At 67.4% G+C, this 26370-nt stretch carries 22 protein-coding genes; 14 read left to right on the top strand and 8 right to left on the bottom strand.

Annotated elements, in window-relative coordinates; all coding sequences use genetic code 11:
- Positions 1 to 205: 205 nt before the first annotated feature.
- From RM788_RS42355 to RM788_RS42335, 5 genes are all read right to left on the bottom strand, one after another.
- A complete protein-coding gene (locus RM788_RS42355) occupies positions 206 to 1072 on the bottom strand; it encodes a sugar phosphate nucleotidyltransferase (protein WP_315925916.1) in 867 nt (288 codons plus the stop codon).
- Between the two features lie 86 nt (positions 1073 to 1158).
- Complete coding sequence (locus RM788_RS42350) at positions 1159 to 3294, bottom strand: hypothetical protein (protein WP_315925914.1); 2136 nt, start codon at positions 3292 to 3294, stop codon at positions 1159 to 1161.
- On the bottom strand, positions 3291 to 4892 hold the full coding sequence (locus tag RM788_RS42345) for a hypothetical protein (RefSeq protein WP_315925912.1): 1602 nt from the start codon (positions 4890 to 4892) through the stop codon (positions 3291 to 3293). Before RM788_RS42345 ends, RM788_RS42350 begins: the two co-directional genes overlap by 4 nt.
- A 10-nt stretch (positions 4893 to 4902) precedes the next feature.
- The gene (locus RM788_RS42340; protein ID WP_315925910.1) at positions 4903 to 5961 is read right to left on the bottom strand and encodes an Ldh family oxidoreductase; all 1059 of its coding nucleotides are present in this window, start codon (positions 5959 to 5961) and stop codon (positions 4903 to 4905) included.
- Positions 5958 to 7529: a glycoside hydrolase family 3 N-terminal domain-containing protein gene (locus RM788_RS42335; protein ID WP_315925908.1), complete on the bottom strand. Its 1572-nt coding sequence runs from the start codon at positions 7527 to 7529 to the stop codon at positions 5958 to 5960. The genes RM788_RS42340 and RM788_RS42335 overlap by 4 nt, the downstream gene beginning before the upstream one ends.
- 119 nt (positions 7530 to 7648) lie before the next feature.
- Between RM788_RS42335 and RM788_RS42330 the strand changes: the two genes are divergently transcribed.
- From RM788_RS42330 to RM788_RS42320, 3 genes are all read left to right on the top strand, one after another.
- Entirely contained in the window at positions 7649 to 9301 is a 1653-nt protein-coding gene (locus RM788_RS42330; RefSeq protein ID WP_315925906.1) for a helix-turn-helix domain-containing protein, read from the top strand.
- Between the two features lie 288 nt (positions 9302 to 9589).
- Positions 9590 to 10477: an aminoglycoside phosphotransferase family protein gene (locus RM788_RS42325; protein ID WP_315925904.1), complete on the top strand. Its 888-nt coding sequence runs from the start codon at positions 9590 to 9592 to the stop codon at positions 10475 to 10477.
- Positions 10478 to 10617: 140 nt separating this feature from the next.
- Entirely contained in the window at positions 10618 to 11247 is a 630-nt protein-coding gene (locus RM788_RS42320; RefSeq protein ID WP_315925902.1) for an Imm1 family immunity protein, read from the top strand.
- Between the two features lie 98 nt (positions 11248 to 11345).
- Here RM788_RS42320 and RM788_RS42315 read toward each other — a convergent pair whose 3' ends face one another.
- On the bottom strand, positions 11346 to 11582 hold the full coding sequence (locus RM788_RS42315) for a hypothetical protein (RefSeq protein WP_315925900.1): 237 nt from the start codon (positions 11580 to 11582) through the stop codon (positions 11346 to 11348).
- 872 nt (positions 11583 to 12454) lie between these two features.
- On the opposite strand from RM788_RS42315, the gene RM788_RS42310 reads away from it, so the two are divergent.
- Positions 12455 to 13375 carry a hypothetical protein gene (locus tag RM788_RS42310; protein ID WP_315925898.1) on the top strand — a complete coding sequence of 307 codons (921 nt, stop codon included), beginning with the start codon at positions 12455 to 12457 and terminating at the stop codon, positions 13373 to 13375.
- 200 nt (positions 13376 to 13575) lie between these two features.
- Here the strand turns inward: RM788_RS42310 and RM788_RS42305 are convergent, their stop codons facing one another.
- Positions 13576 to 14652: a Fic family protein gene (locus RM788_RS42305; protein WP_315925897.1), complete on the bottom strand. Its 1077-nt coding sequence runs from the start codon at positions 14650 to 14652 to the stop codon at positions 13576 to 13578.
- Between the two features lie 623 nt (positions 14653 to 15275).
- Between RM788_RS42305 and RM788_RS42300 the strand changes: the two genes are divergently transcribed.
- The 8 genes from RM788_RS42300 (at position 15276) to RM788_RS42265 (ending at position 21562) form a co-directional block, all read left to right on the top strand.
- Positions 15276 to 15959: an NPCBM/NEW2 domain-containing protein gene (locus tag RM788_RS42300; RefSeq protein WP_315925895.1), complete on the top strand. Its 684-nt coding sequence runs from the start codon at positions 15276 to 15278 to the stop codon at positions 15957 to 15959.
- Between the two features lie 300 nt (positions 15960 to 16259).
- Positions 16260 to 16820 (top strand): hypothetical protein, encoded by a 561-nt coding sequence (locus tag RM788_RS42295; RefSeq protein ID WP_315925893.1) that lies wholly within the window; start codon positions 16260 to 16262, stop codon positions 16818 to 16820.
- Positions 16821 to 16968: 148 nt separating this feature from the next.
- Positions 16969 to 18111, top strand: a complete 1143-nt coding sequence (locus tag RM788_RS42290; RefSeq protein WP_315925890.1) for a zinc-ribbon domain-containing protein — start codon at positions 16969 to 16971, stop codon at positions 18109 to 18111.
- Between the two features lie 209 nt (positions 18112 to 18320).
- Positions 18321 to 19049, top strand: a complete 729-nt coding sequence (locus RM788_RS42285; protein ID WP_315925888.1) for a hypothetical protein — start codon at positions 18321 to 18323, stop codon at positions 19047 to 19049.
- Between the two features lie 420 nt (positions 19050 to 19469).
- Entirely contained in the window at positions 19470 to 20108 is a 639-nt protein-coding gene (locus RM788_RS42280; protein WP_315925886.1) for a hypothetical protein, read from the top strand.
- A 495-nt stretch (positions 20109 to 20603) separates the two neighbouring features.
- A complete protein-coding gene (locus RM788_RS42275) occupies positions 20604 to 20855 on the top strand; it encodes a hypothetical protein (RefSeq protein WP_315925884.1) in 252 nt (83 codons plus the stop codon).
- Complete coding sequence (locus tag RM788_RS42270; RefSeq protein ID WP_315925882.1) at positions 20852 to 21076, top strand: hypothetical protein; 225 nt, start codon at positions 20852 to 20854, stop codon at positions 21074 to 21076. The genes RM788_RS42275 and RM788_RS42270 overlap by 4 nt, the downstream gene beginning before the upstream one ends.
- Positions 21077 to 21094: 18 nt before the next feature.
- Positions 21095 to 21562 carry a hypothetical protein gene (locus tag RM788_RS42265; RefSeq protein WP_315925880.1) on the top strand — a complete coding sequence of 156 codons (468 nt, stop codon included), beginning with the start codon at positions 21095 to 21097 and terminating at the stop codon, positions 21560 to 21562.
- Between the two features lie 157 nt (positions 21563 to 21719).
- Here RM788_RS42265 and RM788_RS42260 read toward each other — a convergent pair whose 3' ends face one another.
- Complete coding sequence (locus tag RM788_RS42260) at positions 21720 to 22571, bottom strand: TIGR02391 family protein (RefSeq protein WP_315925878.1); 852 nt, start codon at positions 22569 to 22571, stop codon at positions 21720 to 21722.
- Between the two features lie 294 nt (positions 22572 to 22865).
- On the opposite strand from RM788_RS42260, the gene RM788_RS42255 reads away from it, so the two are divergent.
- The gene (locus RM788_RS42255; RefSeq protein WP_315925876.1) at positions 22866 to 24620 is read left to right on the top strand and encodes a hypothetical protein; all 1755 of its coding nucleotides are present in this window, start codon (positions 22866 to 22868) and stop codon (positions 24618 to 24620) included.
- Between the two features lie 100 nt (positions 24621 to 24720).
- Positions 24721 to 26259 carry a hypothetical protein gene (locus RM788_RS42250; protein WP_315925873.1) on the top strand — a complete coding sequence of 513 codons (1539 nt, stop codon included), beginning with the start codon at positions 24721 to 24723 and terminating at the stop codon, positions 26257 to 26259.
- Positions 26260 to 26370 lie beyond the last annotated feature (111 nt).

Here is a 26370-nt window from a genome sequence, read left to right as displayed (position 1 = left end):
CGTGGAGAGGTACTCGTTGCGGGGGCCGCCTGGTCACGCGCGGTTCCTCGTTCTCACTGTGGTGCAACGGGTTCCGCGTCGCAGGTGGAGTGTTGGGGGACCTGCGGTCCCGCACACCACACTCTCTTGCCGTTCAATGAAGCCTGCCAGTTCACCCCCGGACACAGCGCGATGTCGACTCCGCACCCGGTTGATACCTGCAGGTTCAGGAAACCGGGTTGTCCGCGACTACCAGGCCTTGGGCGAGGGCGGCTGCGTTGGTGGCTGCGAGCAGGCCCGCGGGGTTGCCGCAGTCGTAGTACCGCCCGGTGATCGGGTGGATGAGGATGTCGTGGTCGCGGGCGTAGGCGCTGATCGCGTCGGTGGCCTGGTACTCGCCGTTGGGGGCGGGCGTGAGCTTGGCGAAGTAGACCAGCGCGTCGGCGGACAGCAGCGTGCGGCTGATGTTGATGTACGCGGTGGCCTCGTGGTAGTCGCGGGGCTTCTCCACTATCGTCTCCAGCACCTGATGCCCGCTGGTCGAAATCCTGGGGGACAGCGTGCCGTAGCGGTGCGCGTCGGCGCCGGGAATGGTCACTGCGGCGACAGCGCCCGGTGTTGCCGCAGCCGCGCGGGCCGCGGCGAGGTCCGCCAGGTCGGAGCCATCATCGGTACGCAGCAACAGGTCGTCGCCGGCGATCAGGAAGAAGTCGTCGTCGCCGACGAAATCGGTGGCCAGCAGTGCAGGCAAGGCAGTGCCGTAACGGTCGTCGCGCGGCTGCTCGATGAAGGTGAACTCGGCGGCGGTGTGCAGGCTCGCGAGGGTCTCGTACTTGTCCTGCCAGCCGCGTGCGGCGAAATACGCCTTCAGCTCGGGGTCTTCACTGAAGTAGTGAGCCACCTGGCGCCCGGTTTCACCGGGCGAGATGACCAAGGCGATCTGGTCGACGCCTGCGGCGAGGCAGTCCGCGACGGCGTAGGCCACCACCGGCCGATCCAGGATCGGCAACATGCACTTGTTGATCGTCTTGGCGACCGGGAAAAATCGGCTGCCGGTGCCTGCGACAGCGATGACGGCCTTGGCGACGGCCACGTGCACGCCTTTCGTGGTGGGGTTGCTGCGTGGCGAGGCCGCCAGCTCGGCGTGCGAGCAGGCGGCCTCGCCACAGGCACGGAAGTCTACGGGGTGGGTAGCCCGACCCCGTGCCGCCGAGGCGTCCCGGCCTCCGCTTCCGCCGCGGCGGCGAGCGACCCGGCCGCCGTGATGGCCTCGCACACCGGCCTCCACCGCTGGCCCTGGTCGAGCCCGTGGCGTGCGGCTTGGCGCCGGACTTCGGTGAGCATGGCGTCGTAGTCGCGAGGCGTGGCCGGGGTCCGGCCGTCGAGGTAGTGGTGGAGGGCGACGACGCCGGTTTCCGCAATCTGGTGGCCGTCGTGGTGCAGGACGGCCAGCAGCTCGGAGTCGAAGGACAGCCGCTGGTCGAGCACGCGGGGCAGAGCGGCGCGCAGCGGCGCGGGGGCGAACGCCTTGAACCCGGCCTGGGGGTCGCCGACGTCCAGGCTGAGCAGTTCGCCCACGGCGCGGCGGTAGAGCACGGTCGGGCGTGGTGGACCGCCGGGCGGGTAGTAGCCGTGGGAGGAGGGCAGCGTGCGGGACCCGATCGCCGCGGCGACGCCGGGCCGGTCGAGGGCGTCCAGCAGCAGTCCGAGTTGGTCCAGGGGGTAGGTCAGGTCCAGGTCGGTGTAGGCCACGGTGGTGCACCCGGTGTCGAGGAGTTGGGCCAGGCCCCACAGCACGGCGCCGCCCTTGGTGCTCTGCCCCGCTGCCGGGCGGGTGGCGATGTCGAGTCCGATCCTCGGGTGGGTGGTGGTGACCTCGGCGGCGGCGCGGGCCGAGGCCCCGTCGGGGTCCTCGTCGACGAGCAGCACGGTCACGTGCGCGTCCGGGCGGGCGTGCAGTAGCCACGCCACCTGGTGAAGCTTGACGGCCAGCGCGTCCTGGCCGTCGGGGGCGCCGGGGCGGATGTGGTGGGCCTCGCCGCGGGTCGGGATGACGATGCCGATCCGACAGGGGCCGGTGGCGGTGAGGAGGTGGGTCTTGGATCGGGCTGCCCTGGCCGCGGCGATCAGGCCGGTGATCTGGAGGAAGCCGGGAACGCGGTCGCGGCGGGACTTGGCCAGGCCGTGGACGAAGCGGACTAGCTGGTCGTCGGTGAAGTGGTCGAGCGGGCTATGGCCTTCGTAGCCGGTGAGGTGGTCGGCCACGGCGTGCAGCAGGCCCCGGCCCGCGGGGTCGGTGCCCCAGCAGCGTTGCGGGGTCGGTGGGGTCGGGTCGTCGCCGTAGGTGTCGCGGACGTGGCTGGCCAGCAGGTCGTACCCAGTGACCAGGCCGCGCTGGACCGGGTGCCACAGCGCCCCGTCGTCGGTGTGCTCGGCCGCCGTCCACGCGTCCCGCCACCGGGTCGCGAAGGGCTCGCGGACCAGGTCGGCGGCCGCGGTGACCTGGTGCCAGCGGTGCCGGACCGCGGGCCACGAGCAGGGCGAGTCCGTTCGCTGTGCCAGCGCGGTGACGGCGTGGTCGGCCACCGCGGCGGCGTGCTCGGCCTGCTCGGCGGTGCTCACCGCGGCGGCCAGTGTGTCGAACCACGCTTGCGGGGCGCGGGTCAGGCCGCCGGTGTGCTCGGCGAGGTCGGCCACCAGCGCGGCGCGGCGAGCGGCCAGCGCGGCACGCACTCCGGTGAGCCGCGCGCGGGTCACAGCGGCCTCGACGGCGACGTCGAACGCGGTCACGAGCTCGTGGTGGCGGGCAGCCAGCACCGCGGCGAGCCCCGCCACGGCCGGTGCAGACACCTCCTGGTCGGCCAGTACGGGCGCGAGCAGTTCGGCCGCGGTGTCCGGGTCGACGTGGGCCAGGGCGGTGGTGAACCGGTCGGTGCCCAGGAACTCGGGGTCGAGCCGATCGGGGCGGTAGGCGAGGCCAGCCAGGGCGCGGGTGACCCGGTGGCAGCCGTGCCCGTCGGGGAACAGCAGCGCCCGCAGGCGCGCGGCCGCGGCCGCGAGGTCCGGGTGGGTGGCCAGCAGGCGCCCGAGCATCGCCACGGACAGGTCGCCGCGGTCGACCAGGGCGTGGGCCACCCGGTCGGCGACGTCGGGGTGGGTGATGGACAGCAGCGCGGCCACGGTGGCGGGGTCGAGTTCGGCGGTGGCGGCCAGGCTCACGGCGAGGTCGCCGTGAGCGTCGGTGTCGACGGTCGCCAAGGGGCTCTCGGCCAGCGGCAGGAACACCCGTCGCGGCACGGACATGGTGGGGGTCATCGGAGGACTCCGGCGGTCAGTGCCGCGGCCTGCGCGACGGTGTGCACGGGAAAGATCAGGTTCTGCCTCATGAACGTGCGCTCGAACTGCGACAACGGCGCGTGCACCACGACGGTGAGATCGGTGATGTCCACGCGGGCGTCGGGGCGGCCGATGCGGGCCAGCAGGTGCCGCACCTCATGCTCACGCGGCGGGCGGGCCGCGGCGCAGACCCGGTGCTGGGCCGCGGGGCAGCGCAACCGGCAGTTGGTGCCGGGCAAGTCGTAGTGGCCGTTGTAGTCGGGCAGGTGGCTGCCGCGCTCCACGGAGCGGCCGCAGGAGGAACGCTTGAGCACCGCGGGCCGCCGCTCGGCGGGCACGTCGGCGAACACCTGGTCGAACGCGTCCATGATCCGGGCTTCGGTGGCGGCGGTCAGCAGCTTCTTGCCGGGGGTGAAGCTGCCGTGCGGCAGCGGCAGCCCGTAGGACAGGAACGAATCAGCGTGGTCGGCGCCGAACTTCAGGCCGCCGAGCACGACGGTGCGTGCCCCGGCGTCGCGGAACACGCTCCACACCTCGCGCATGTGCGCGTCGGTGGTGTTGAGGCCTTCGGCGATGGGCCGGTAGTAGGCCAGCACGTTGAGCGCGGGCGAGCCCAGCACGCGGCGCAGGAAGTCCACCCGGCGGCCGCGGTCGGGCGGCTCGATCGTCTTGGGCATCGCGGCGAAGCACACGTTGATGTCCAGATCGATGTTGACCAGCGACTCCAGGCACCGGATCTGCTCGTCGGACAGGGTGTACTTCGTGATGGCCGAGACCCGGTTGGTCAACCCCAGCCCGTCCAGCAGCCGCAGCGCCTCCCAGGTCCGCGGCCACAGGGCCGGTAGGAACGCTTCGCTGGTGGACATGTGCAGGCCCAGGGGCGTGACGTGCGGGGTGAACCACGGGTGCGCCAGCAGCCGGTCCACCAACTCCTGCGCGGACAGGAACCCGGTGGGCTTCCACTGGCCCAGGTAGTTGTCCACGGTGTCGCCTTCGCGGCGGTAGCAGTACGCGCACATCAACGGGCAGCCGATGCCAAAGTCGACGGACATGCCGCCCTTCATCTGCGAGACCAGATACGCCGTGTTAAGCCCGTCGGGACCGGCTAACGCCTGGGAGCCGCGGATCTGCTCGACCGTGGCGATCGGGGCGAACCCTTCGGGCAACTCGGTCTTGAGCGCCAGCGGCGCGTCCGGGGTGCCCACGATGCCGGGGAACGCGAACCCGCACCGCAGCACGAACCGCAGCGCCTCGGCCTCGGCCTCGGCCTGGTGCAGCCGGTGTCCGACAACGAGGTCGTCCACCACACGGGAGTCCAGCTCTTGCAGGGGAACGCGGCGCCCGCCGGGCTCGTGCAGCGTCCGGCGGGCCACGACGTCGCCGAGCGCCTGGTGCAGCGCGCCGGTGCATAACCGTTGTGCCACACCGAGGACGGCGTACGGGTCGGCGAGGGTGGACAACACGGTCTGCAAGGCGCGGGCGACATCCGGGCGCTCGGGACCGTCGTGCAGCACCAGCGGTCCGGCGGCCGCCAGGCGCTCCAGATCGGGGAACGGGTTTTCGGCGAGGGTGGTCACGGTGGCTCCTTCACGGGTGAAGCGACAAGTGGATGTCCTGGCAGGCCGGGCACCGGGTGCGGTGCGCGGCGAACGCCAGCGGCAGCCAGGACGGGGTGGGGTGGGCGGCCAGCAGGGCGCACACGTCGAGGTCGGCCAGGGCGAGACCGGACGCCGCGGCGGCATCGCGGTGCGACCAGGCCCGGTCACCGGGTAGTCGTGCGCCCTGGCCGCGCACCGTGTGCGCCAACCGCGCGACCCCGGCCAGGTCGTCGCCGCGGCTGATCCGGCCGGGGTCGATCACCAGGCACACCAGGCCGCGCTCGTCCTGGCCGGTGCGGGGCAGCGGGCTGCCGGTCACGGCGGCCACCAAGACCTCGGTGAGCAGGGCGAGAGCCTGCCCGCGGCCGCCGTCGCCCAGCAGGACCGCCGCGTCCCCCGCGCGGACGGTGGGGTGGCCGTGCCGATCGAGCGCGACGCCGGGCGGCAGCGGCTGCCCGTGTCGGCCGAGGTGGTGCACGGTCCCCCACGACAGCGCGCCCATAGCCATGTCCAGCAGCACCGGCCGCCGCGGGTCGGGGCCGGGAACGGCGACCGCGACCGCGCAGTTCCCCAGCACCGGCAGTCCGGTGCCGCCCAGCAGGGCCACGCTGGCCGCCGAGGTCTGCGTGGCGACAATCCCGATCAAGCCGTGGCGGGCCGCGCGCGAGGCGAACACGCCGACCGCGCCCGCGTGCCCCACCCCGCGCGCGGCGACCAGGCCCACGCCGTGCTCGCGGCAGCCGCGGGCGGCGGTGCGGACCGCGATCCCAGCCGCCAGCGGACCGGGAGCCCCATCTCCGTGCAGCAGGGCGACGCAGCTTCCGCGCTCGGTCTCGACGCGAATCCGCGGCCGAGGGTTGAGGTCCCCGGACCGCAGCTTGCGCAGGTAGGACGGGGCGAGTCGGCTGCCGTGCCCGGTCAGGCCGCGCAAGTCCGCCTCGACCTGCGCGGCCGCGACCCCGGCGGCCGCGCTCGGCGACATCCCGGCCGAGCGGTACAGGCCGATCAGGTACCGGCCCAGCTCACGCGCGGGAATCCGGGTCGTCACCACGGGTGCCCGGCCACGGCGAGCCTCCCGGAGGCGTACGCCGGTCCCCACAGCACGGACGCGCACGCGGCCACGCTCGCGCGGTGCGGGCTGTAGGCCGCGATCAGCACATCGGCGGGTGAGGAGACCAGGTCGTCCGGAACGCCGAACGCGACCTGGACCACCGGTACGCCCCGACCGGTCAGCCGGGCCGCTTCGGCCGCGGCCAGGCTCGGCAGGTCGGGGCCGGTGTCGTAGCCGTAGAACACGATCGCCGCGGCGCCCTCCGGTATCGGGTCACCCGGTCGCACCCGCAGCACCGGCCGGTGGTCGGTGGCCCAGAGGTCGGGGACCAGGTCGGGAGCGGCGTGGGCGCTGTCGGCGCGCGCCACCCGCCCGTCGGGCACCCGCACCAGCACCACCAGACCGCCGGCCGTGTCAGGCAGCGGAAGAAGGTGCCCGCCGCGCAGCACGGTCACCGACCGGTCGCCGATCAGGCGCGCGGCCTCGGCCGCCGCGGTGTCGACGTCGGCCCAGGCAGGCCGCTGCGTGGCGTCGGTCAGGCCGAACCGATCGTGCAGGGACCGCACCCGGCGCGCGGCCTCGGCCACCCGGTCCGGGTCGACCCGGCCGTCGAGCACCGCCGCTACCACCGCGGCGGCGACCCGGTCCCGTGTCCGAACCGCCGCTACCACCGCGGCGTGGTCGCCGCGGCCGCGCGAGACCTCTGAATCCAGCATCACCACGTCGACCCCGGCCGCCAGCGCGGCAACCGCGGCCGCGACCACTCCCCCCACCGACTCGTGCACCGCCGGGATCGACAGGTTCTCGCTCACGATCACCCCGTCAAAGCCCATCTCCTCCCGCAGGAACCGAACCGTCCCCGGCGAGAACACCGCCGGCCGGTCATCGAACTCCAGGACGACGTGGCTGCCGACCATCACCGCGGCAACCCCCGCGTCGATCGCGGCCTGAAACGGCAACAGCGACCCCGGCCGAAGCCGGTCGAGCACCGGGACCGCGTGATGCGGATCGGTGGCCACACCGCCCAGACCGGGAAAGTGCTTGGCGGTCCCGGCGACCCCGGCCGACTGCAACCCGCGCACGAAGCCCGCGGCCAACCGCGCCACCAACCCCGGCTCCGAGCCGAACGCGCGCGTCCCGACCGCCGACGTCGACGGCCAGGAACCCAGGTCGCACACCGGCGCCAAATCCCAGGTCAGCCCCACCGCCCGCAGTTGGCCACCGATCGCCGCCCCCGCCGCGTGGGCCGTCTCCGGACACCCGATCGCGCCCACAGCGAGGTTCCCCGCAAGCTGCGCCACCGCCGGCCAGTCCAGCGCGTCGAGCCGACCACCCTCCTGGTTGACGCTGATCAGCAACGGCAACCCCGGCCCCGCCGCGCTCGGCAGACGCAGCGCGCCCGCCAGTCCTCCCGCGTCGCGCACCACGTCCTTGCCGATCCGGCCGGACCCCGCTCCGGTCTCCCGGACCAGCAAGTCCTCGCGCCGCGAGTCGACAACGACGGCGCGGGACGGCCGGATCAGCACGTCGACCTGTTCTGCCAGCGCGTCACCCCGCGGCGTCACGAGGCAGCTCCGGCCAGCGAATCCGAGCCGATCGGGCCAGGACCTCCGGTCACCTCCCGGTCCGCGGCGCTGCCGCCAGCCGGTTGGTGTGGTTTCGCCGGTACCCCCAAGGCCTCGGTGTGGTGTTCGACCTCGACGTCGCGCACAGTTTCCCCCTCGATCACCTCGCCGGACGATCCCGGTCACCACGGGCGGGTCCGCGGCGAACGCTCGCGGCCCGACTGTGTGGAGTGGTGACTTTGTCCCTGGTCACGGCCTGCGGGAGAGAGGTCGCGCCGGCGACGTTGGCCGATCACGACCTGATCAGTCGCGCTAATCAGGTTGGCCGATCACGTCTCGCCATTCCCGTGATTAAGCCGATACCGTGGGTGAACGCGCGTACGGAGACGGAGGCCCACGTGAACGTCGTGCCGACCGGCTCCGCGGCCATCTCGCCGACGCTGTGGGAAGCCCCCGAGATGAGACAGGCGCTGGCCGGTCACCACATCGACGTCGTCTACCGGCTGTTGAACGCCCGCGGCATCACCCAACGCCACATCGCCGAACTGACCGGCCAGCACCAGTCCGAGGTCTCCGGCATCGCCGACGGGTCCCGCCAGGTGCAGGCCTACGACGTGCTGGCTCGCATCGCCGAGGGACTGGGCATCCCCCGTGGCTACCTGGGGCTGGCCTACACCGACTCCTCCGCCGCGCTCGCCGGGCACCACCGGGCCACCTTCGACAGCAAGGACCACGACGTCATGGAACGCCGCACCTTCCTCGGCCTCGTCGGCAAACTCGTGGCCGGAGCCCTGCTCACCCCGCACGAAGTCGACCTGCTCGCGGTAACCCCCACCCCCGCGCCGGTCCTGGGCCGGGTCGGCGGCACCGAAATCACCCAATTGCGCGTGCTGACCGAGGCGTTCCGCACCTACGACGCGACCCACGGCGGCGGCTCGTGCCGAGACGCGATCCTCGCCCAGATGAACTGGGCACAGTCCCTTCTGGATGCGGCGCACGCCTCCGACCCCCACCGGCTCGAACTGGCGCTGGGGGTGGCCGACCTCAAGACCCTCGCCGGCTGGACCGCGCACGACCTCGGGCTGCCCGGCGAAGCCGTGCGCTACCTCACCCAGGCCGTCCGGGACACCCAGGCCGCCGACAGCCCCACCCACACGGCCATCGTGATGCATCATCTCGGCCGGGTGCCGCTGGACAACGGACATCCCGCCGACGCTTTGAAGTACTTCCAGCTCGGCCAGATCGCCGCCCAGGACTCCCGCTCCTCCACCGTGCTGGCCCTGCTGCACGCCGACGCCGCGCTCGCGCACGCGCACCTGCGCGATCCGGCCGCCGCGCTCGCGCAACTGCGCCGCGCCGAGGACGAATACGCCCACGCCAGCATCGATGAGCAGCCCCGCGCGGTGACGTTCTTCAACGACGGCGCCATGCAGACCAACGCGGCACGTGTGTTCAGCACCCTGGCGTTGCGCGACGAGGCCCATCTCGATCGCGCCATCCCTCGGTTGCGGGCAGCACTGGATCAAGACCCCCAGGCCCGAGCTCGGCAGCGGGCGTTCAACCTCGCTTGGATGGCGACCTGTTCCCTGGCCGCCGGTGACACGACCAGTGGTGTGGCTTACGGGAACGACGCGGTCGAGGCCGCACGACGTCTGCGGTCCGTGCGCATCGTGGCGCACCTGGAACCCTTGAGGAACCAAGCGGCACGGCACTCCGATTCCGATGCCCGCCACCTCGTGCACGAGATCGGCACCTTGAGCCCGGTCGCGTAGCTTCCTGGTCGAACCAGCAAGACGTTTCCACCGACAACGGAACGCTGGTGTGTTGACCTGTCGGTGGGGTTGATGCAGCCAGAAGTGCTCCTTTGGCCACGACCGGCTTCGCGATGTCGAGGTATTCGAGCGTCATCAGGGTGCCCGCACGCCTCAGGCGTTCCGCCATCCGCGAAGTCCTTCTCACCGCAGGGAATCAAGCGCTCCGGCTGGCTGACCCGCCACTGTCCACACCAGATCTTTCAACGACGATCACCGATCACAGACCTGCCCGGAAGATGACACCTCATGACCGCCAAGCCGTTCCCGGCCGAACTACGCCGATGGGTCACCACCACACTGTGCGACCTTGATGAGATCACCGACGTGTCCTGGCCCAGAGGTAGTTCCAGAGTGTGGCGCGTGCACGCCGGGGGGATCACCGCGTTCGTCAAGCTCAGCCCTACCAGCCTGGACTTCGATCGCGAGGTCGACGGATACGCCTACACCGCGCAGGTTCTGACGGAGCACGAGGCACCTCGACTGCTGGCCGCGGCCCCTTACCTGCGAGCGATCATCAGCTCACCGCTTCCGGGCGCCGTCGTGCGTGGCCTGATCTTGGACAAGGCGATGGAGCCGCGCGTGCACGAGGCTGCGGGCCGTCTACTTCGCCGCTGGCACGACTTATCCGCCCAGGCCTCGGAACAGGACCGCCACGATGTGCGTGAGGCGATGCTGCGTAAGGCCCGGGAGGCTACCGCCTGTTTGGAGAGCACCGCCGACCATCTCGACGACGACCACCTCGTCTTTGTGCAGGAGGCGGCGCGGAAGCTGCCGGAGTTGGCCGAGGCGTTGCCGCTGGTCTACCAGCATGGCGACTATTCCACCCGAAACTGGCTGTGGGACGGGCAAAGCGGCCGGCACGCGCTGATCGATTTCGCGATGGCCCACCACGGCGTCGCCGTGGAGGAGTTCGTGTGGCTGTGTGGCGCGGTCTGGTCGACCCGCCCCGACCTCAGAACAGCCTACCTGGACGGCTACGGCAGGCCGCTGACGGAAACGGAGGAACGGCTGCTGCTGTTGCTGACCGTGCGACTCGGCGTCTCCTACCTGAACACCGGGCTGATCAAGCAGCAGGCCGACCTCGTCGAGCGTGGCCGCCTGATCGTTGATCGAATGACCCACCAATACCGATAGGCACACCTCGCGCGGCAATGCCAGCCGCCGCTTCCCCACACTGCAAGGAGATCCGTGCTTCAACACCGCTGCCGGACAGTCGTCGCGCTCCTGCCGCCGCTGTGGCTTGGCCGCCCCTCGGATGGGCGGTAATCGTGCGCATGGCAATCGAAGCGGCCACCGTGGCGACGCTGAAAGCGATCTACGATCGCGGAACAGACGAGAATCCGATTGCGGTGCGAACACAAGACGATCTTGAGCCGCTGGTCGACCGGGTTCGCTCGTACTCCACCGGCCACCCGTTCCCGGCGGTCGTCGAACTCACCGTCGAGGATGATCCCTGGGATGGTGCACGCATCTGCGCCGGGATCGGCGACGACCGAGGATTCGTCCAGGAACTGTGGAACCCGCCCCGAGCCGCCCTGGGCGACCCAGGCGCGGCCGGTGTCGTCGTCTACGACCTGCAAGCACACGACACGGAGATTCCCGCATCCCAGGAATTCCCGCTCGCCACCATCCGAACGGTGCTCACCGCGTACCTGACTTACGAGGCAACGATCCCGCGAGACTTCGTCGAACTGCATCCGACTGACGCCCAGGAGAACCCGAATATCCCGGAAGCCTCGCAGAACTCTCCACATTGGTCACACCGAACGGTCGACTGGTCACACCCCCACGACCATCCGAACGGCCGACTCGCCCCTCATTACCGGGTTCGGGCTTCTGCGACCATGTCCGTCCTGTCGCAGGATCTCAACAGGGAGTCGAGTACACCCGATTGTGCGCCATGAAGTTGGCGCCGCGCAGAGATACGATAGGGGTCGCCCGCCGCCCGGATTGCATCTCGCGGTGCGCATCGCCGCGCGGCGCGTCGGATAGCGGTGCCAGGTCAGGCTGTCCGATGCCGGTCGACGATTGCGTCGGGGGTGGCGGCATAGATCGAGTCGTCGAGGAGTTCGCGAGGGTTATCATCGGTCCATCCGCCGGAGACGACGTGGTCGTTCTTGTCTGCGTCGAAGTCGTCGGGCAGGCGCTGGTTGGTCGCTTCCCTCAGTGGGGTCACCGCGGCGGGGCCTCGTTGGTTTCCGTCGTGGGGACCGAGGTGCACGAGGACGACGTCGCGCACGATCCTGGTGGCCGGACCGAAGGTCCACCATGTCGACCAAGGTGCCCAGGACGCGGTCGGTCATGCCCGAGATGATCGTCTCTGACGGGCTCACTCGATCGACTCACTCCAATCCCAGGGCTTGCGAGATCACGACCAGCGCACTGCTGCTCTGTGTAACCGATGTGCCCGTTCAGTCGATACGGCCAGTGACGGGACTGGGGGGCGAGATGGACACATGGACCACGACGACGAATGCCGAGGTCGCGGTGTTCGGGTGCTCACTACTCGCTCTGGCACTGGCCGCTACGACTAATGCGGTGGTGGCTCTGATCGACTCGGCGGCGTGGGCATGGTGGTCATCAGGTGTCTGTCTGCTGACGGGTGTGTTGCTGGGCGGGGCCTGGTCAGGCCTGATCGGAGAACGTGCAGTGAGGCGCGAGCGGGCGCGGGCACACCAGGTTGACCTCGTCGTCGGTGAGGTACAGCCCGCTGCCCTTGAGGGCCAGCACTCGTGAGTGGAACCCACCGTGTCGAACCGGTGTCGACCGTCCGCTGCAAGTGCGGGCATCCGCTACCGCCATCGACACAGCAACAGACGAGATCGTCGAGCCCGCACATCGTGGTCATATGGTGATGGTCGATCGCCTACCAGGAGCAACGGGACAAGCACCGCACGAACGGGTGACCCCTTCCGTCGGATGTGACCCACTGTCCCGGATCACCCCCGGATCGGGGCCCCGCTTCAGGCGCGACCGGCGGTACCGCATGATCACCCGAATGGTTGACACTCGTGATCATGAGATTCGGTGGGGCGGGCTAGCCCGTCGTGAGCAGTGGCCCCAGCGCCACGACCGGGTGGTCGACCGAGACGAGACCCGAGGAGGGTGTCGGTGAGCGAGGAGCCGCGCGACGAGGGCACGGCACTGCTGCGGGACGTGCTTCATGCCAGACGCCTGCTCGGGCACCACATCGAGGCCGCACACCTTCCCCTCGTCGGCACTCCCCCGACAGATGACGTGGACGGCGTGGCCCTGTGGTCTCTCGCCCACCAGGACCGTGTCCTGTCGGTCGTGCGGTCGGTGATCTCCGCCGGTGAGCCGGAGTTAGCGGCGTTGTTGTTGTCGCAGGTGTGGCCACTCGTCCCAGCCAAGGTGGACGAGACCTGGTGTCGGCGGTTGCGCGACTGCGGAACCGGACTGGCCGGTGTGCTGCCTGATTCAGTCGTCCTGTCCGAAGCGTTTCGCGCCAGTGCCGCGGTGTTCGCCGAGCGGGGGTTGTATCGGGTCGCAGAGATCGAGGGGATGCGCGATCTGGCAATCTGGCGGAAGCGTGATGAGCGGGACGGTTTGGTCGCGGCGTTGACCGCGCTCGTGCGGACGTATCGGGCGCGTGATCGTCTGCACATGGTGATGGAGTGCGCGAGCGAGTGGTTGCACGTGTACTTGCGGCATAAGGATCCGGTCGGTGTGGCGTGGGCGTTGGGCTACATCGGGGCGCTCATGCTGGAGGGCGACCGAGCGGAGTCCGCAGTCGACTATCTGGCTCGTGCGGACACCGCCTACGAGACGCTGTCGGGGACGCCGCCGCGGCAGCGGGCGGAGGCGATGGTGTTGTGGGGGATCGCGTTGTGGCGGACCGGGGCGCGGTCGCGGGCGCGATCGCAGTTCAGTCGCGCGCTGACGTTGGTGGTCGACGTCGACGAGAAAGCCGCAGGGCGGGTGCGCGCGCTGGTGAGCACACCCGCCGCCGAGCCGGTGTCGTGGTCAGTCTCGGAAGTGGTTCATCACCGTGAACGCGATCTGGATCAGTAGGGCACCCAGTTTCAACCAGGGCGTCAGTGTCGTCATGGTCAGCCGCCTGCGGTCGGGGCAGTCCCGCTGGTGGTGATCACGGTGAGGGCACGGCGAGGTGGGTGGTTCCGATTCGGGTGGAATGCTCATGATGGTGGTCGTGCCTTCTCGGGTGACGGCCCGCACTCGGGGGATGCGGACTCGATGAGGAGCCGGTGCTCTCAGGCGTCGGCGGTGCTGTCGGCGTTGAGGCTGAACAGGTTCAGCGCGGGCACGCACTGGAATACCCGCCGGTAGGTGAGCCCTTCCCAAGGTTGGAGCACGCCTACCTCGACCAGGGCGCGGGTCACCTTGGCCGCGTGCTCCGGGGTCACCCCGTAGCGCAGGCACAGTTCCGGGTTGTTGATCACGGGGAAGGCGACGAGCCGGGCGATCACGTCGGGCAGGATGCCCGTCGCGGCCGAGGTGGGCGCCAGCCGTTCGGCGAGGCAGTGGAGTTGGGTGATCAGCCGGAGTTGGGCTTCGGCTTGGTCGTGCACGGCGGTGGCGAAGAAGTCGACCCAGTGGTGGATCTCGCCGGTGTCGACCACGGCGCGGATCTGCCGCTGGTATTCCTCCAGGTTGTCGTCCAGCCACGGCGACAACGGCAGGATCTGGTCGCGCAGCAGACCGGAGCGCACCATCTCCAGAGTGCTGAACGCCCGAGCGACGTGGCCGTTGGCGGCGGGGAAGGGTTGCAGCACTTCGAGGTGGTAGTGGGCGATGGCCATCTTCGCGATGCGCGGCTGGTCGTGTTCCTCCCGTACCCAGGTGGACCACTGCTGGACCAGGCCCACCAGGTGGGCGCCCATGGCGGTGAGCAGGTATGCCTGCCGGGGGCTTCGCCCCAGCCAGCCGTGGCCTTGGCGCAGCACCTCGGGCAGGGTGCGCTCCGGGCTGCCGGTCATGATGGCGCTCATCTGGCCGATCAGTTCGCCGTCGACGGGGTCGTCGGCGTCGACGCGCGCGAGCCCGTGCTCGTAGGCGCGCAGGTATGGGTTCATCAATCGGGCGGTCGCCGACTGGTCGATCGTCTCGGGCTTCTGGGAGGTGACCAGGTGGGCCACGAGAGCTTCGTGCAGGTGCACGTTGATGCCGGCGAGGTGGGCTGATCGGTGCGCGTCGCGGACCCGTGTGGATCGCACGAGTTCGGCGCGCATGCCGAGGCGGTCCGCGGTCACGTCGAGGCGGGCGAGCATGGCTTGGGCGTCGGCGACCGTGCGATAGGTGGCCGGCGGGAGCACGAGATCGGAGGGCAACGGGTGCGGAAGGTAGGCACCTTCACGGCGAAGGGCTTCCGGGATGCCAGGGATGGCGTCTACCGAAACCCACAGCCCCGCCCGTAGGGAACGCTGCATGGCGGCACAGTGACACAAGCTGTCACGTAATCGCAATCCTCGACAGTTGTCCATTTCATGATCATTTTGGGCCGTTAGGCCAACCGTGATTTGCACCCACTCGAGCGATGCAGGCGACCACGCAACAACGACCATTCCCTCACAAACGTGCAGCTCAGAAACCTAGAAAATTCCGTATCCGCAATTATGCGGATACGATCAGACGGTAATCCGGACATGTCATAGAGCCTTGATACTTGTTCCCAACGAGGCCCCAATTACGCAGAGTACGACAATTATCATGAAGTTCACTCCCCCGAGTTAACCCGTCGACTCGACCACGAACTCGACGACCAACAGCGGAGATGAACAGGGACGTTCAACGCGTCAGCGCAAGTTCCGACGTCGGGTTGCGACCAAACATGAACACCGCAGTCGCCGACTTCTCCGATGAGCCGTTCAGGCGACTCCACATCGATTCCACTCGGCACGCCCACCCCTTCCCGATATCGTTGATCGACAACCGGGAGTGACAAGGGGTGGGCGTGACCAATCAGAAGATGAAACCGGTCGTCGATCCGGCAGTCCAGGCTGCAAAGATCACGAGGACGGGCGCGGTCATCGGGGTCGTGGTGGCCGCCCTCATCACCGGCACCGCCACCGGTGTGACCGCCTACTTCTCCGGCCGCAAGGACGGCGTACAAGCCGCGCCGGTATCGACGGTCCTCTCAGTGCAGACCGTCACCATGCCCAATGGCGCATCAGCCACGGAAACCACCACCTCAAGCACAATGAAGCCGGGCGAAACCTCATTGCTGGACATGACTCAAATCGAAAGCAGCGGAGAATCCCTATCCAGCGGAGATCAGACCATAGATACGAAGACCTACAGCAGGACCCTTGCAACAACGCTAAAAAATTGCAGCGGAAAAGACTTCGCCAGCCGCACTTATCAACTGAACCGTAAACATAAGACGTTTCATGTCACATTGGGATTGACTGATCAGTCGGACAGCGGCAGTGCGATTGAATTCCGAATCGCAGTGGACAACAAACGAGTCGACTCGGCAACGGTACGATTGGGCGTAGGGCAAGTTAAATCGATCGACGTGGATCTCACCGGCGCGTTCCGCTTCACCATCGAAACACAGTGGATCGCACCCATTGACCGTCAATATTGCTACGCCACATCCGCCGGCGTGGCGTGGATCGAGCCCACCTTGGCGTGACACGTGTGGAACTGCCGACCCAGATGGAACGCCAAGGTAGATGCGGACGCGGCGTCCCAAGAAGTCCCGCCGTGCACGACGACGACATCGGAGCGTTCGTCCGAACGGGTCGCCACGCCTCGGACCCTGACCTCACCGGGCACCTCGAACCTGACGTCCTCACAGGCCCATCATTCCAACAACCCGAAGCGCCTTGAGGCGTTCCTGTCGCCATGCCTCGCAACGCTTTGACGCTGATCTGTCAAGCGGCTGCCATCTGCTGCCGCACCTAGGGCAACGGATCTACGGCATCATGGCCAGGTGGACCTTCAACTCTCGAACGGCGTTCTCGTCGGCGAACAGGCTGAGTTGGCATCGCTGATGAATGCCGTGATTGCCATCCACCCCTTGCGCCACGCCCATCCCGACTGGACATACACCTGCATCGAGCATCTTGTCCTGCATCGCGGCACCTGGTATACCCCCGCCCCCCTGCCCGTCGGACGGGAACGTGGCGACGAACGCCACTGCTTCGCCAACGCCACGCGGCATAGCAGGGCTCATGAGTTGATCTACGTCGAAGGCTATGCGCTCGGACCTCACGGTTTGGTCTTCGAACACGCCTGGTGCGCCCACCCTGACGGCACGGTCGAAGATCCCACCTGGCCTGACGGCGCGGGCCTCGCCTACCTCGGCATCCCTTTCACCGCTGGCTACATCGTTCGATTCGAACGACTGAGGGGCGTGACGACCCGGCTCCTCTTCGACCCTCATCTGGATGATTGGCAACTCCTACGCACAGGAATGCCCACACCATCCGACGATGCACCGGTACCCGATGACGATCACGCACGGTTCACAACTGGTCATCACCGGGTTTGACGGCCACATCGTAATGCCGGGCACTCAACATGTCCACACATGCCAGCAATGCGAATACTACTCGCCACTATTCACTGGATTGTGCTCAAGTCCGGAGAATTAGGTTGCTCTGGAACTGCGGTATCCATTCGAGGAAGGCAAGGAGCCGATGAGGCCAGAGCAGGCGTTGGCCGTGGTGTTCCCGGAGATCGTCGCGAGCTGGCATCCGCAAAAGAACGGCGTCCACACCCCGTGGAACACCTCGGCCAAGAACTCGCTGGTAGCGCACTGGCGATGCGCGGCCGGGCACGAGTGGTCCGAGACGGTGGCCGGGCGCACCGGGATGCCGGCCTGGAAGCGCGGCGACCGCGGCGCCTGCCGGATCTGCGCTGGCCACGTCGTGGTCACAGCGTTCACGTGCGGACACTCCGCGCTGGTGGAGACCAGATCGTCACGACCGGATCGGGTATGCCCGGCGTGCCGACGCAAGGCTACGGCGCAGGCCGAACAGCAGAAACCGGCCCGACGTGAGAGCGCTCGCATCGCCTACGCGGCTACCGAGAAGCAGGCCAAGCTCATGTTGGCAGGCATCGAGGTTCCCGACTCGCTTCCGCCGCCGCTGGTGGAAGCGTGGCGCAGCATGGCGTTGACGCAGATCCGCAGGGCGCTGGTGGCCGAAGGCGAATTCGGCAAGACCGGCGCGGCCGGTACCGTGAAGCGCCAAGCCCGACTTGCACTGGCCGAGTTGCCACCCACCGCGGAGCGGTTGCGTGCTGCGGTCGAGGACCGCACGCCGATCACCGTACTGGGCAAGGCGCACTGGCCGCTCGGCTGGCTGCACCTGCTCGGCCACGGTCAGACAACTCCTGAGATGGACTTTATGGCTGTCGAGGCGTTGGAGGGCTGGCTGCGCACTGGTCTGACTGCGGTGGCGGGGCCGCTGCCCCAGGAGCGCTACGACACCGCGACGATCACCAAGGTCGTCACGGGTCTGGTGGCGGCCTGGGCCGATGCCCAGCCGCGTCGCTTTCGGCGCGACCGGTGGCTGGTCTACCGCGAACTCACCATTCCCATGACTCCGGGCGGTGCCAGCCGGTACGGACGGCTCGACGTCGTGGTCACCCGACCCCACCAGGCCGATATGGTCATCGAGATCGACTCCACGAACAACCCACGCAGCGTCGAGAAGCTCCGGTTCGCTCATGCGGCGGGCGCGGTGCCGGTCTGGATTCGGTGGCACTCCGGAGCCCTGCATCAGCATCCCGGCATTCCGGTGATCGATCTTCGCGAACCCGACCCGACCGACGACTGACCGCGTGCGCCTGGCCCAAGGCGCTTACCTGCAGCGACAGTGCGCCTCATGCAAGATCAACGGGACTGCTGCTCGAAACGTATACCCCGCCCAGGTAGAGGGGTTCGGCTTTCGGCAGCTCAGGGTAGGTCGCCGGTGGGTATCTCGAACTCGACGACAGCCCCACCACACCCACAAACTCACCCTGTGTCAACCTACACTCACACTTCGTGAGCAGTAGTGAGCGAGTCAGTGAGAACAAGCTAGTCCACGGCTGGGCCTCGGCCCCCAGGGTGCGCGTGCGCCAAGCCCAAGCGAAAGACATCACCGACGTGGCCGCCTTGGCGGCGCTGGCCCAGGTTACGCTCGAAGCACCGGTGCGTGACGCCATGCAAACAGGTACGGCGGGAGCAGGGCTACGCGCCGGACTACGCAGCGGTGGACACGCGGGGTACCGGCGGTTCATGTCCATCCGGTTCTCCGAAGAAACGCTGTTCCCGATGCGGCCCTACATGGACGCGGCTTTGGTCTTGGTCGCCGAGCACCGTGACGACGGCTTGGTGGGTGCGCTGATCGCTTACCCGCCGGTCAACGTCGCAGAGAACGTGGTGGCCGCGATGCGGGAGCAGGGCAGCGGCGAAGAGGAACAATCCCGAATCCTGCTCAGTATCGGAATGTTCCTCACCAGGGTCAAAGCGGTCGCGGTCGCGGAGCCGTCGCGTAGCCGCACCATCGGTGGATCGTTGCTCAAGCGGTGCCGACAGGTTTACGCGCAGTGTGGCTACCGCAGGACCTACGGGGCGATGCCCTCCACGCCGGGCCTGGAGGAGTTCTACCGCAAGGCCGCGTTCGACGTGTATGACCACGGCCGACCACTGGACCTGACCACGATGCTGGGTACGCCGACCTTCGTCACGCCCGACGCCGGAGAACGGATCTTCACTCGCGACCTCACCTGAGGAGTGAGACAAGCAATGACCATCTGGTCGGAGACTCCGAGAAGAGCGTTCATCGGGTACTTCCAGCGTGCCATGTGGACCCGAACGAGCATCTGACCTTCGAGGCTGGCGCGATCCGCGATCACCAGCGTCTGAGTTGAACCGGTTTTCGGGCACACCGGACGTCTGGCGGATGAAGCATGCAAGGCCTCAGGGTCGCCGCCGCTGATGTGGTTGCCGCCGACATTCGCGGCCAGCAGAGCTGCTGACCATCCCTGCGGCACTCGGCCGAGTAGTCCGGTGCGACGTGAGCCTGACAGACACACCACTCACCCGTTGGTGTGACCGCTACGACGCGTCGCATCAGCATTCCCGCCACTGCACCGAGAATAGAGACGTGATCAACATCGCCACGCTTGTCGTACTCGGAGCCGACTGCTCGTGAACGCTGACGATCCAGTCCTGCTGCTGGACCTGGAGAACCTCGGCACCGCCCAGTTTCGTCCCCGACCGTTGAGGGCAAGGCTGGAAGCTTTGCTCGCGGCTGCCGGCGAGGTCCACCACGCGGTCGCCGCGTACGCACGCTCCGATGCGACCGAAGGTGATCCACTCGCCTCGCTGCTGGCCGAGCTGCGTATCGCACCGCTACGCGTGCCACCCGGCCCCGACGCCGCCGAGCTGGCGCTGCTCTCCCACGCCCGCCGCATCCACGCCGACGGCGGCCGGATCTTCCTGGTCGGCAGCGCCGACGGCCGCTTCGCCGAGCTGGCCGCCCTCGGCCGGATCGAACTGCTGGTCTGGGACGGGCAACCGGTGGCCGCCAAACTCGCCGACGTGGCCCACCGCGTCCACCGCCTGGCCCGACCCACCGCAACATCCACAGAGGACACCGGCGACCGGGAACAACCCGGCCTCGAACCGACTCCCCCGATCATGCCAACCCTCGCACCGACCGCCCCCGAGCCACGGTGCGCCACAACACCCCTCACCAGGCAACTGCTCGCAGCACTGACCACCGGCATCGGCATCGCCGCAGGCCAACGACTCTTCAACGCGCTGCTGGCCCGCACGACGCGATGATCCGCCCGGCCCACTCCGGCAGCAGAAAGGCCAAACCCTCATCAGCCGTCTTGGTCCCGGCAGTACTCGCCGCCTAGCGGAGGCGTGGACGACAGTCGCGTGAACCTGCACATCGGGACGCGTTCCATCCTTACCTGACCGGATCACATTCCGAGTCTGTCGCCTCCGAGCCTGCTGTCATCGTGGCCGTATGAGGCCATGTTCACCCGACACACCCCGTCTGGCCTACTCGCCGACCACAGCGCCGACGCCTACGGTTGGCAAGTGGCGAGCAGGGAATCGACAGGGGTCCGGCGGGGTGTGCAATTCGGCCTCGAGGAGAAAGCCGCGCTCACACGGCTGCACGAACGCGGACTTCGCTCGTGGCGCTACGACGGCGCGCCCACAGGACGACGTGATCACAGCTGTCCGTGTCTGTTGGTCCGCGAGGTGTGCCCACGGCCGCGCACCGGCTGGGACGACTACTGCCCGGACGGCCGGCAGGCCTTGGCCGGGATGGATCACCCTGATCAGTGGTACCGCGGCGGCGAGTTGGTCGCGATCGTGCACTACCCCTACGGCATGGCCTGGGACGAACTACGCGACGCCACCGCGGGATGCGCCGCGCTCGGCTTGCGCCTGGACATCGATTCCCAGTGGGCCGTGCACGCCTGCCACCAGTGGATCCTGGCCGTGGTGATCTCCGCCGTAGGCCTGCACGAGGTCGTCCACGGCCCTCGCACGATCGAGATCCCGGTGACCCGATGACAACCGAGATCGACCGCGGTGACGCCCCGATCCGACGGATGCCCTGCACTACACGTCCCGGCACCGGCTACCTGCCGATCGAACTGGCTCTGCGCGACATGCGCACCGCCAACGGGCGTGACCCCGACACCGGCGACGGAACCGGCAACGAATCCTGGATCGGTCTGTGCCTCGGCATGATCGTGCTCGACACTTTGTCCGGTACGGGACATCCCGTCTAGGCAAGGTTTCAGAGGCTGTTGACCGACCACGACATCAGTGTGCCGGATGCGAAACTACTCTGGACGGTCAGGAACGCCTTGCTGCACGGCTACTTCGTCCCCAAGCCGTCCGGCGACGAACCACGCCGCGTGCAGTTCAACAATTTCACGACGGGCTATGCGCTCGACACTCGCGACCCGAAAGAAATCCAGTTGAGCGTGCCGGTGTTCTGCGGGCACTTGGTGGAACGCATCGCCGCCGCCGTACCCGAGCGATGGGACATGAGCCTGATCGACGTGGATGAGGACCTTGCCTACATCAGCGTCCGCCACCTGCCGCCACTCCCCCTGCCACGTGACCGACCGCGTCCGAACCGCAGTCGAACAGCACCGGAGGACGACCGTGGGTCAAGCGTCATACGCGTGGTCCGGTGTGCTCAGGACCGTAATGTGCGAACAAGTCCTCGGCGCCCGTGCTCACCCGGCACGCCACCTCGGTCAACGTAACCCTTGATGGTCCTGTGTGAGCACGACCAGGAACCGTCACGGCCCGAGGAACCAACAGAGTGGTGCCCGCGCCCTTGCTGCCGATAGCCCGCCTGGCGCGGAACAACGGTGGTGGCCGTCCAACGACAGACTCGTGGTCGGACGCGCCGGGCACCGTTCAATTCCGCGGGCCGTCGGACTGCTCAGGAGCTTCGACCAAGTCGCACTCGTCGACCCACCGGGCCAGCAGGCTCAGTGTCGACAACCGTTCCAGGGCGGCCTGTTCGTCCAATTCGTCGGCGCGGTGGGTGGCGCTGTTACGGATGGTCATCTGCACACCGGGTGCGAAAAACCGCAGACCGGAGTTCATGGTGACGACGTCCCGATCTGCGGGGTCGCCGGGCCAGCGCAGACGCGGCTTGCCGGGCTGGGGATCCCTATCCGAGAACGCCTCCTGCCACAGTGACGACTCCGCCGCGTCGTTGCGGCCGGTCCGGGACTTGAGCGTCAACACGACCGCTTCGGCGGCAGCGGCTACCGCCTGCCGGTAGTGCCTGTCACGCCACAGGCGTGCCGCCGCGCCCCAGACGATGGGATGCATCGCCTCGGCACCCACGGCGGGCGGCAACTCCGCCTCGGCTTTGGTGACCATGCCCTCCAGACGTCCCAGTGCGAAGTCGCACAGGTTGAGAATCTCGCCGGCCTCCAGCACGGGTTTGGGCATGGTGATCGTCCGCCAGTTGGTGATCGGGTCGATCGTGCCGACGCCCTGCACGGCCATCGTGATGCCGGTCAGCGGCGTCGCCTCGGCCGCGCGTCCCGCTGCTCGGGCCACGGTCGCCGCACGACGCGCGATCTCCTGCGGATCGGCGCCGTCGCGGGCGAACACCGCCGGTGCCATGCCGCGCCCGTACGCATCCGGCCCGTCGTTGGTCACGTGCAACTCGAGAAACCCGACAAGGGCGTCCCTGAACTCTTGGACCGCGCCGGCAACCGATCTCAGGTACTCCGGGTTCTTCCGTGCCTCCATGAACGGATTCTTCCATGATCAACCGGTGTCGGCCGTCGACGTCGCACACCAACCACGGGCAACACCGCGAGGTGCTGTCGGAGAGCAACACCCGTGCACCACGACTCCATCCCGAAGCTGATGATCAACAGCAACATGGTCGAACGTTGCCCCGCCCGCACCCACTACCGGGCACCCCGAGAGCGCAACACGCCAAAATTCAGCACCCCGTCAAAAACTGAATAAAAATGTTAGCCTCGGGCTATGAGCCTGCTACGACGTACGCACAACGCGGTACTTCGACCTGCTGTAGGCATGACGGACTTCGGATCGATCATGTCGGCCAAGGAGTTCGCCGCCGCCTACGGCGTCGGCCTGCCCCGCCTCAGCCAACTCAACACCCAGGGTGTCCTGCCGGCTGCCATCGCCCCTGCACAGAAGGGGCCGGCGCGGTGGGACCGCGACGTGGTCTTCCGGTTCCTGGCCCAGCAGCGCCGCGACGAGGACCGGCCTGGACTACGGCTGCCGCTGCTGCTTCCCCGCGCGGGAGTCACCTGGCGATTGGACCGTCGACGGACCATCACCGCGGTCACGGGTACCACGACGAACCGGGACGACACCCCGGTGTCGGTGCACGTGATGACCTACCGCCCCGACACCGCGATCGCCGGTCACGACGCCGTCGTGCACCTGCTCACCGTGCTGGCCCCGCACAGCCCAGCCGCGTTGTCGTCGTGGACGAGCGCTGTGCAGGAGGCCGCGCCGGTGGTGGAACTGGTACTCCGCCAACTCCACCCCGACGAATTCTGGGCAGACTCGGACACCGACGCGTCGATGCCCACCCGCGCCGCGCTGGTCGTCCTGGATACCCGAGCGCGTTACGACAACCTACGACCCTACGACCCGTACACGGCCAGGGTGTTCACCACCGAGGTGTTTCCTGCCGAAGGCATCGACTCCGAGCAGCTGTCCCGGATCTCCGACATCGCGGTATCCGACATCACCGCCACGCTGGGACACGACCTGCCGCTGTGGCCACTCGGTCATGTAACCGCCGACTTGGTCGCCGCGTGGCGACCGAAGGCGGACCCGGTGACGGTGACGGTGCCGCCGTTCGCCGCGCGGGAGCACAAGATCCTGCGCTGGACCGAGCGAGCCGCAGACGGCTTCGGCGCGGATGCCGACGATGTCCGCGAACTGGGCGCGGACCTGTGGCGTACCCGGATCGGGTCGCTGCGTGAACACGCGGACATGGCGCACCGCCATACGCAGAGTCTCCCTCTCGGATGGACCCCCGCGGTCCGCTGGAACCTCGCCGCCACCGACATCGACCGCGGCGTGCGACGCAACATCATGGCCGGCGCCGACGCGGTGCTCGGCAGCCCGGCCACACCACGGCACGTCGCGCAGGCCATCGTGTCCTACCTGGGCGACCCGGCGGTGTTCACGCCACTGGCGTTGCCGGTGAGACAGCTGCCTTCGGAGTTGACGCAGGCGTTGGAGGACTCGGTGAGCACCGAGCCGATCCCCGCCGCGGGCTCATGGCGGCTGTTCGCCCTGCAGCAACTGTTGGCCGAGCAGGGTGTCGATCCCGACGCGGTGCGCGGTGCGCGGTGGCGTACGCGTCCCCGCCGCCCCGAAGGTCGGCCTGAGCCGCACCGTGAACCGGATGTCTTGTTCGGCCAGGACGTCCACGATGTGACGTGGGTGGCGTTGCATCCGCCACGTGACGTGCCTGCGGACCTGGCCATCGCCGAGCAGATCCGCGACCGCGGGGTGCAGTTGTGGATCGCGCCCGATGGCGGCGGGAACGCGGCGTACCTGCTGCTGACCGATGATGGTCTGCTCGTGCCACTACCGGTATCTCCCGTCCCGGCAACGCGGTCGGCATGGTGGCTGGCACACGTCGCCTTGGGCGTCTCACTTCCCTACGGGCCAGGTGGCCTGTTTCCGCAGCAGCATGCGCTGGTCGACCTCATCGGGCACGCGACGGATACCAGAGCGGCCACGATGATTCCGTGGTCCCTCGTGGTGGATCTCGTGGCCGACACCTTGCCGCTCCCGATGTGAGCGCCTTCAATCCCAGGCGGCCCGGTCGGTAACTCTACTGAGGTGTCTCTGGCTGCTGTCGACGGCGAGCCTGGCCTAGGCGATAGCCTACTCTTCGTAGGTGAGTACCGCAGGAAATCAGCCCCGTTTTGCGCTCATTCGAATGCCCTCCTGGTCGTGGGGCGGCGATCCATCCAAGCTGATCACAGAGGCAGGGTTCCGCGGACGCTTGGTCGACAAGACGAACGGACTATGGGAGATCCGTACGACTGAGAGCTACTATCAGAGACATCCGGACCTAGTCAAGGTAGACCATATCGCTGGCGCACGTCAAAAGAGAAATCGATTCGATCTCATCTCGCAGTTTGTATCAGCTGAGGTCCTTCGTACGGGTCGATCAGAACGTGAAGAGGTCGTGCTCGAAAGCAGGCGGCTCCGCGCTGAACGAACGAAGGCGCCGGTCGACTCATTTGCTCTCTGGCAGTTGCAACTGTTGACAGCAGTCGGCACCGAAGTGGCAGAAGTGATCGAAGGAATTCACCAAGCTCTGCTTGAAACCACATTCCTCGAAGAGGAAACCTTGGTATTTCCTCACGCATCCGTCCACGTGGTGCGACGACTGCAACTACTAGTTCGCCGCGTCAAGCTGATTGGCGTATTTCTCCGGATTGAGCATGATGAGCAATTGAAATCAGGTGATATTAGCGCGATCAAGCAGCTCACCGATACGGGAGATTCCGTATTTGCGTCGTCCGCACATCTGCATGAGGGCGTCATTCTCTTTGATGCCTATCTCTCCCCTCTACTTGGCGCCCTGACGCCAGCTATTTGGAGTATTGGCGCCCATCGCGAGGCCGGTGTAGTCGTTCATAGCCTTGGCCAGCCGCTTGTCGGGGTTGAGGCTCAAGCGGTTGAACTGCTGAACCTGCTACCGATCCAGGAGTCAATCGAGACAGTATCCACTCCGAAGCTAAGTCCTTTGGCAGGGCAAGAAGCTTTGGACTGGTGGGCCACGCGACTCAATCATCTCTTCGGCATCTTGACCGACCCAACCGTATTCGTCGATGGGCAAAATATCTACGATCCATCGAAGCATCTGCGCTGGATTTTGACAATAGAGCAAATGTTTCGGCGAGTGAGTTCAATTCAAGGTACACACCGAGATGTACACGCTCGGCGCGTGTTGCTATTTTCGGTGCTAGACACGGCCTCGCGGATCATCAACTTGAATATCGAGGATATCGTCTCGATTGACAAGGTTCGGAAGAAATTGGAAAATTTGCGCGGATCGATGCTGCCAGCGGCGGCCAAGATTCTACTACCGAGTGCCGAGCGGGCAGTTGTCGCCCTTGAAAAGATTCAAGATGGATTCTTCATTCAACGCCAACTGGGCAAATCGACGCTTGAATACAGGTCCAAGAAGGGCGACATTGTCGAGATCGGCCTAGATAAAGCGGCGGCCGAGTATATTAAGGTACTGAGAAACGCCACTCATGGCCACGGGAAAAAGTTTGAAACTCAAGGAAATTTGGAAAATGTCCTCCTGGCGCATCATGATGGTTCATTCCCTCATGATCTCGGCTTGCTTGGGTATTTTTACCTGCTTGACATACTGGCAAATCCTGACGCATTGCGACAAAGACTGGAAACAGGACGATAACTTTGACTTCTCCGCAATCGTTCATCGCCAGTGAACCATTAACAGTCAGGCGCCGTCTGACGCATGATTCGAATCGACGTCCGATCGCGGGCATTTGCCGATGCTGCAATC

The organism is Umezawaea sp. Da 62-37, from assembly GCF_032460545.1.
Classification (GTDB): Bacteria; Actinomycetota; Actinomycetes; order Mycobacteriales; family Pseudonocardiaceae; genus Umezawaea.
This window is presented reverse-complemented; position numbering and strand designations above follow the sequence as displayed.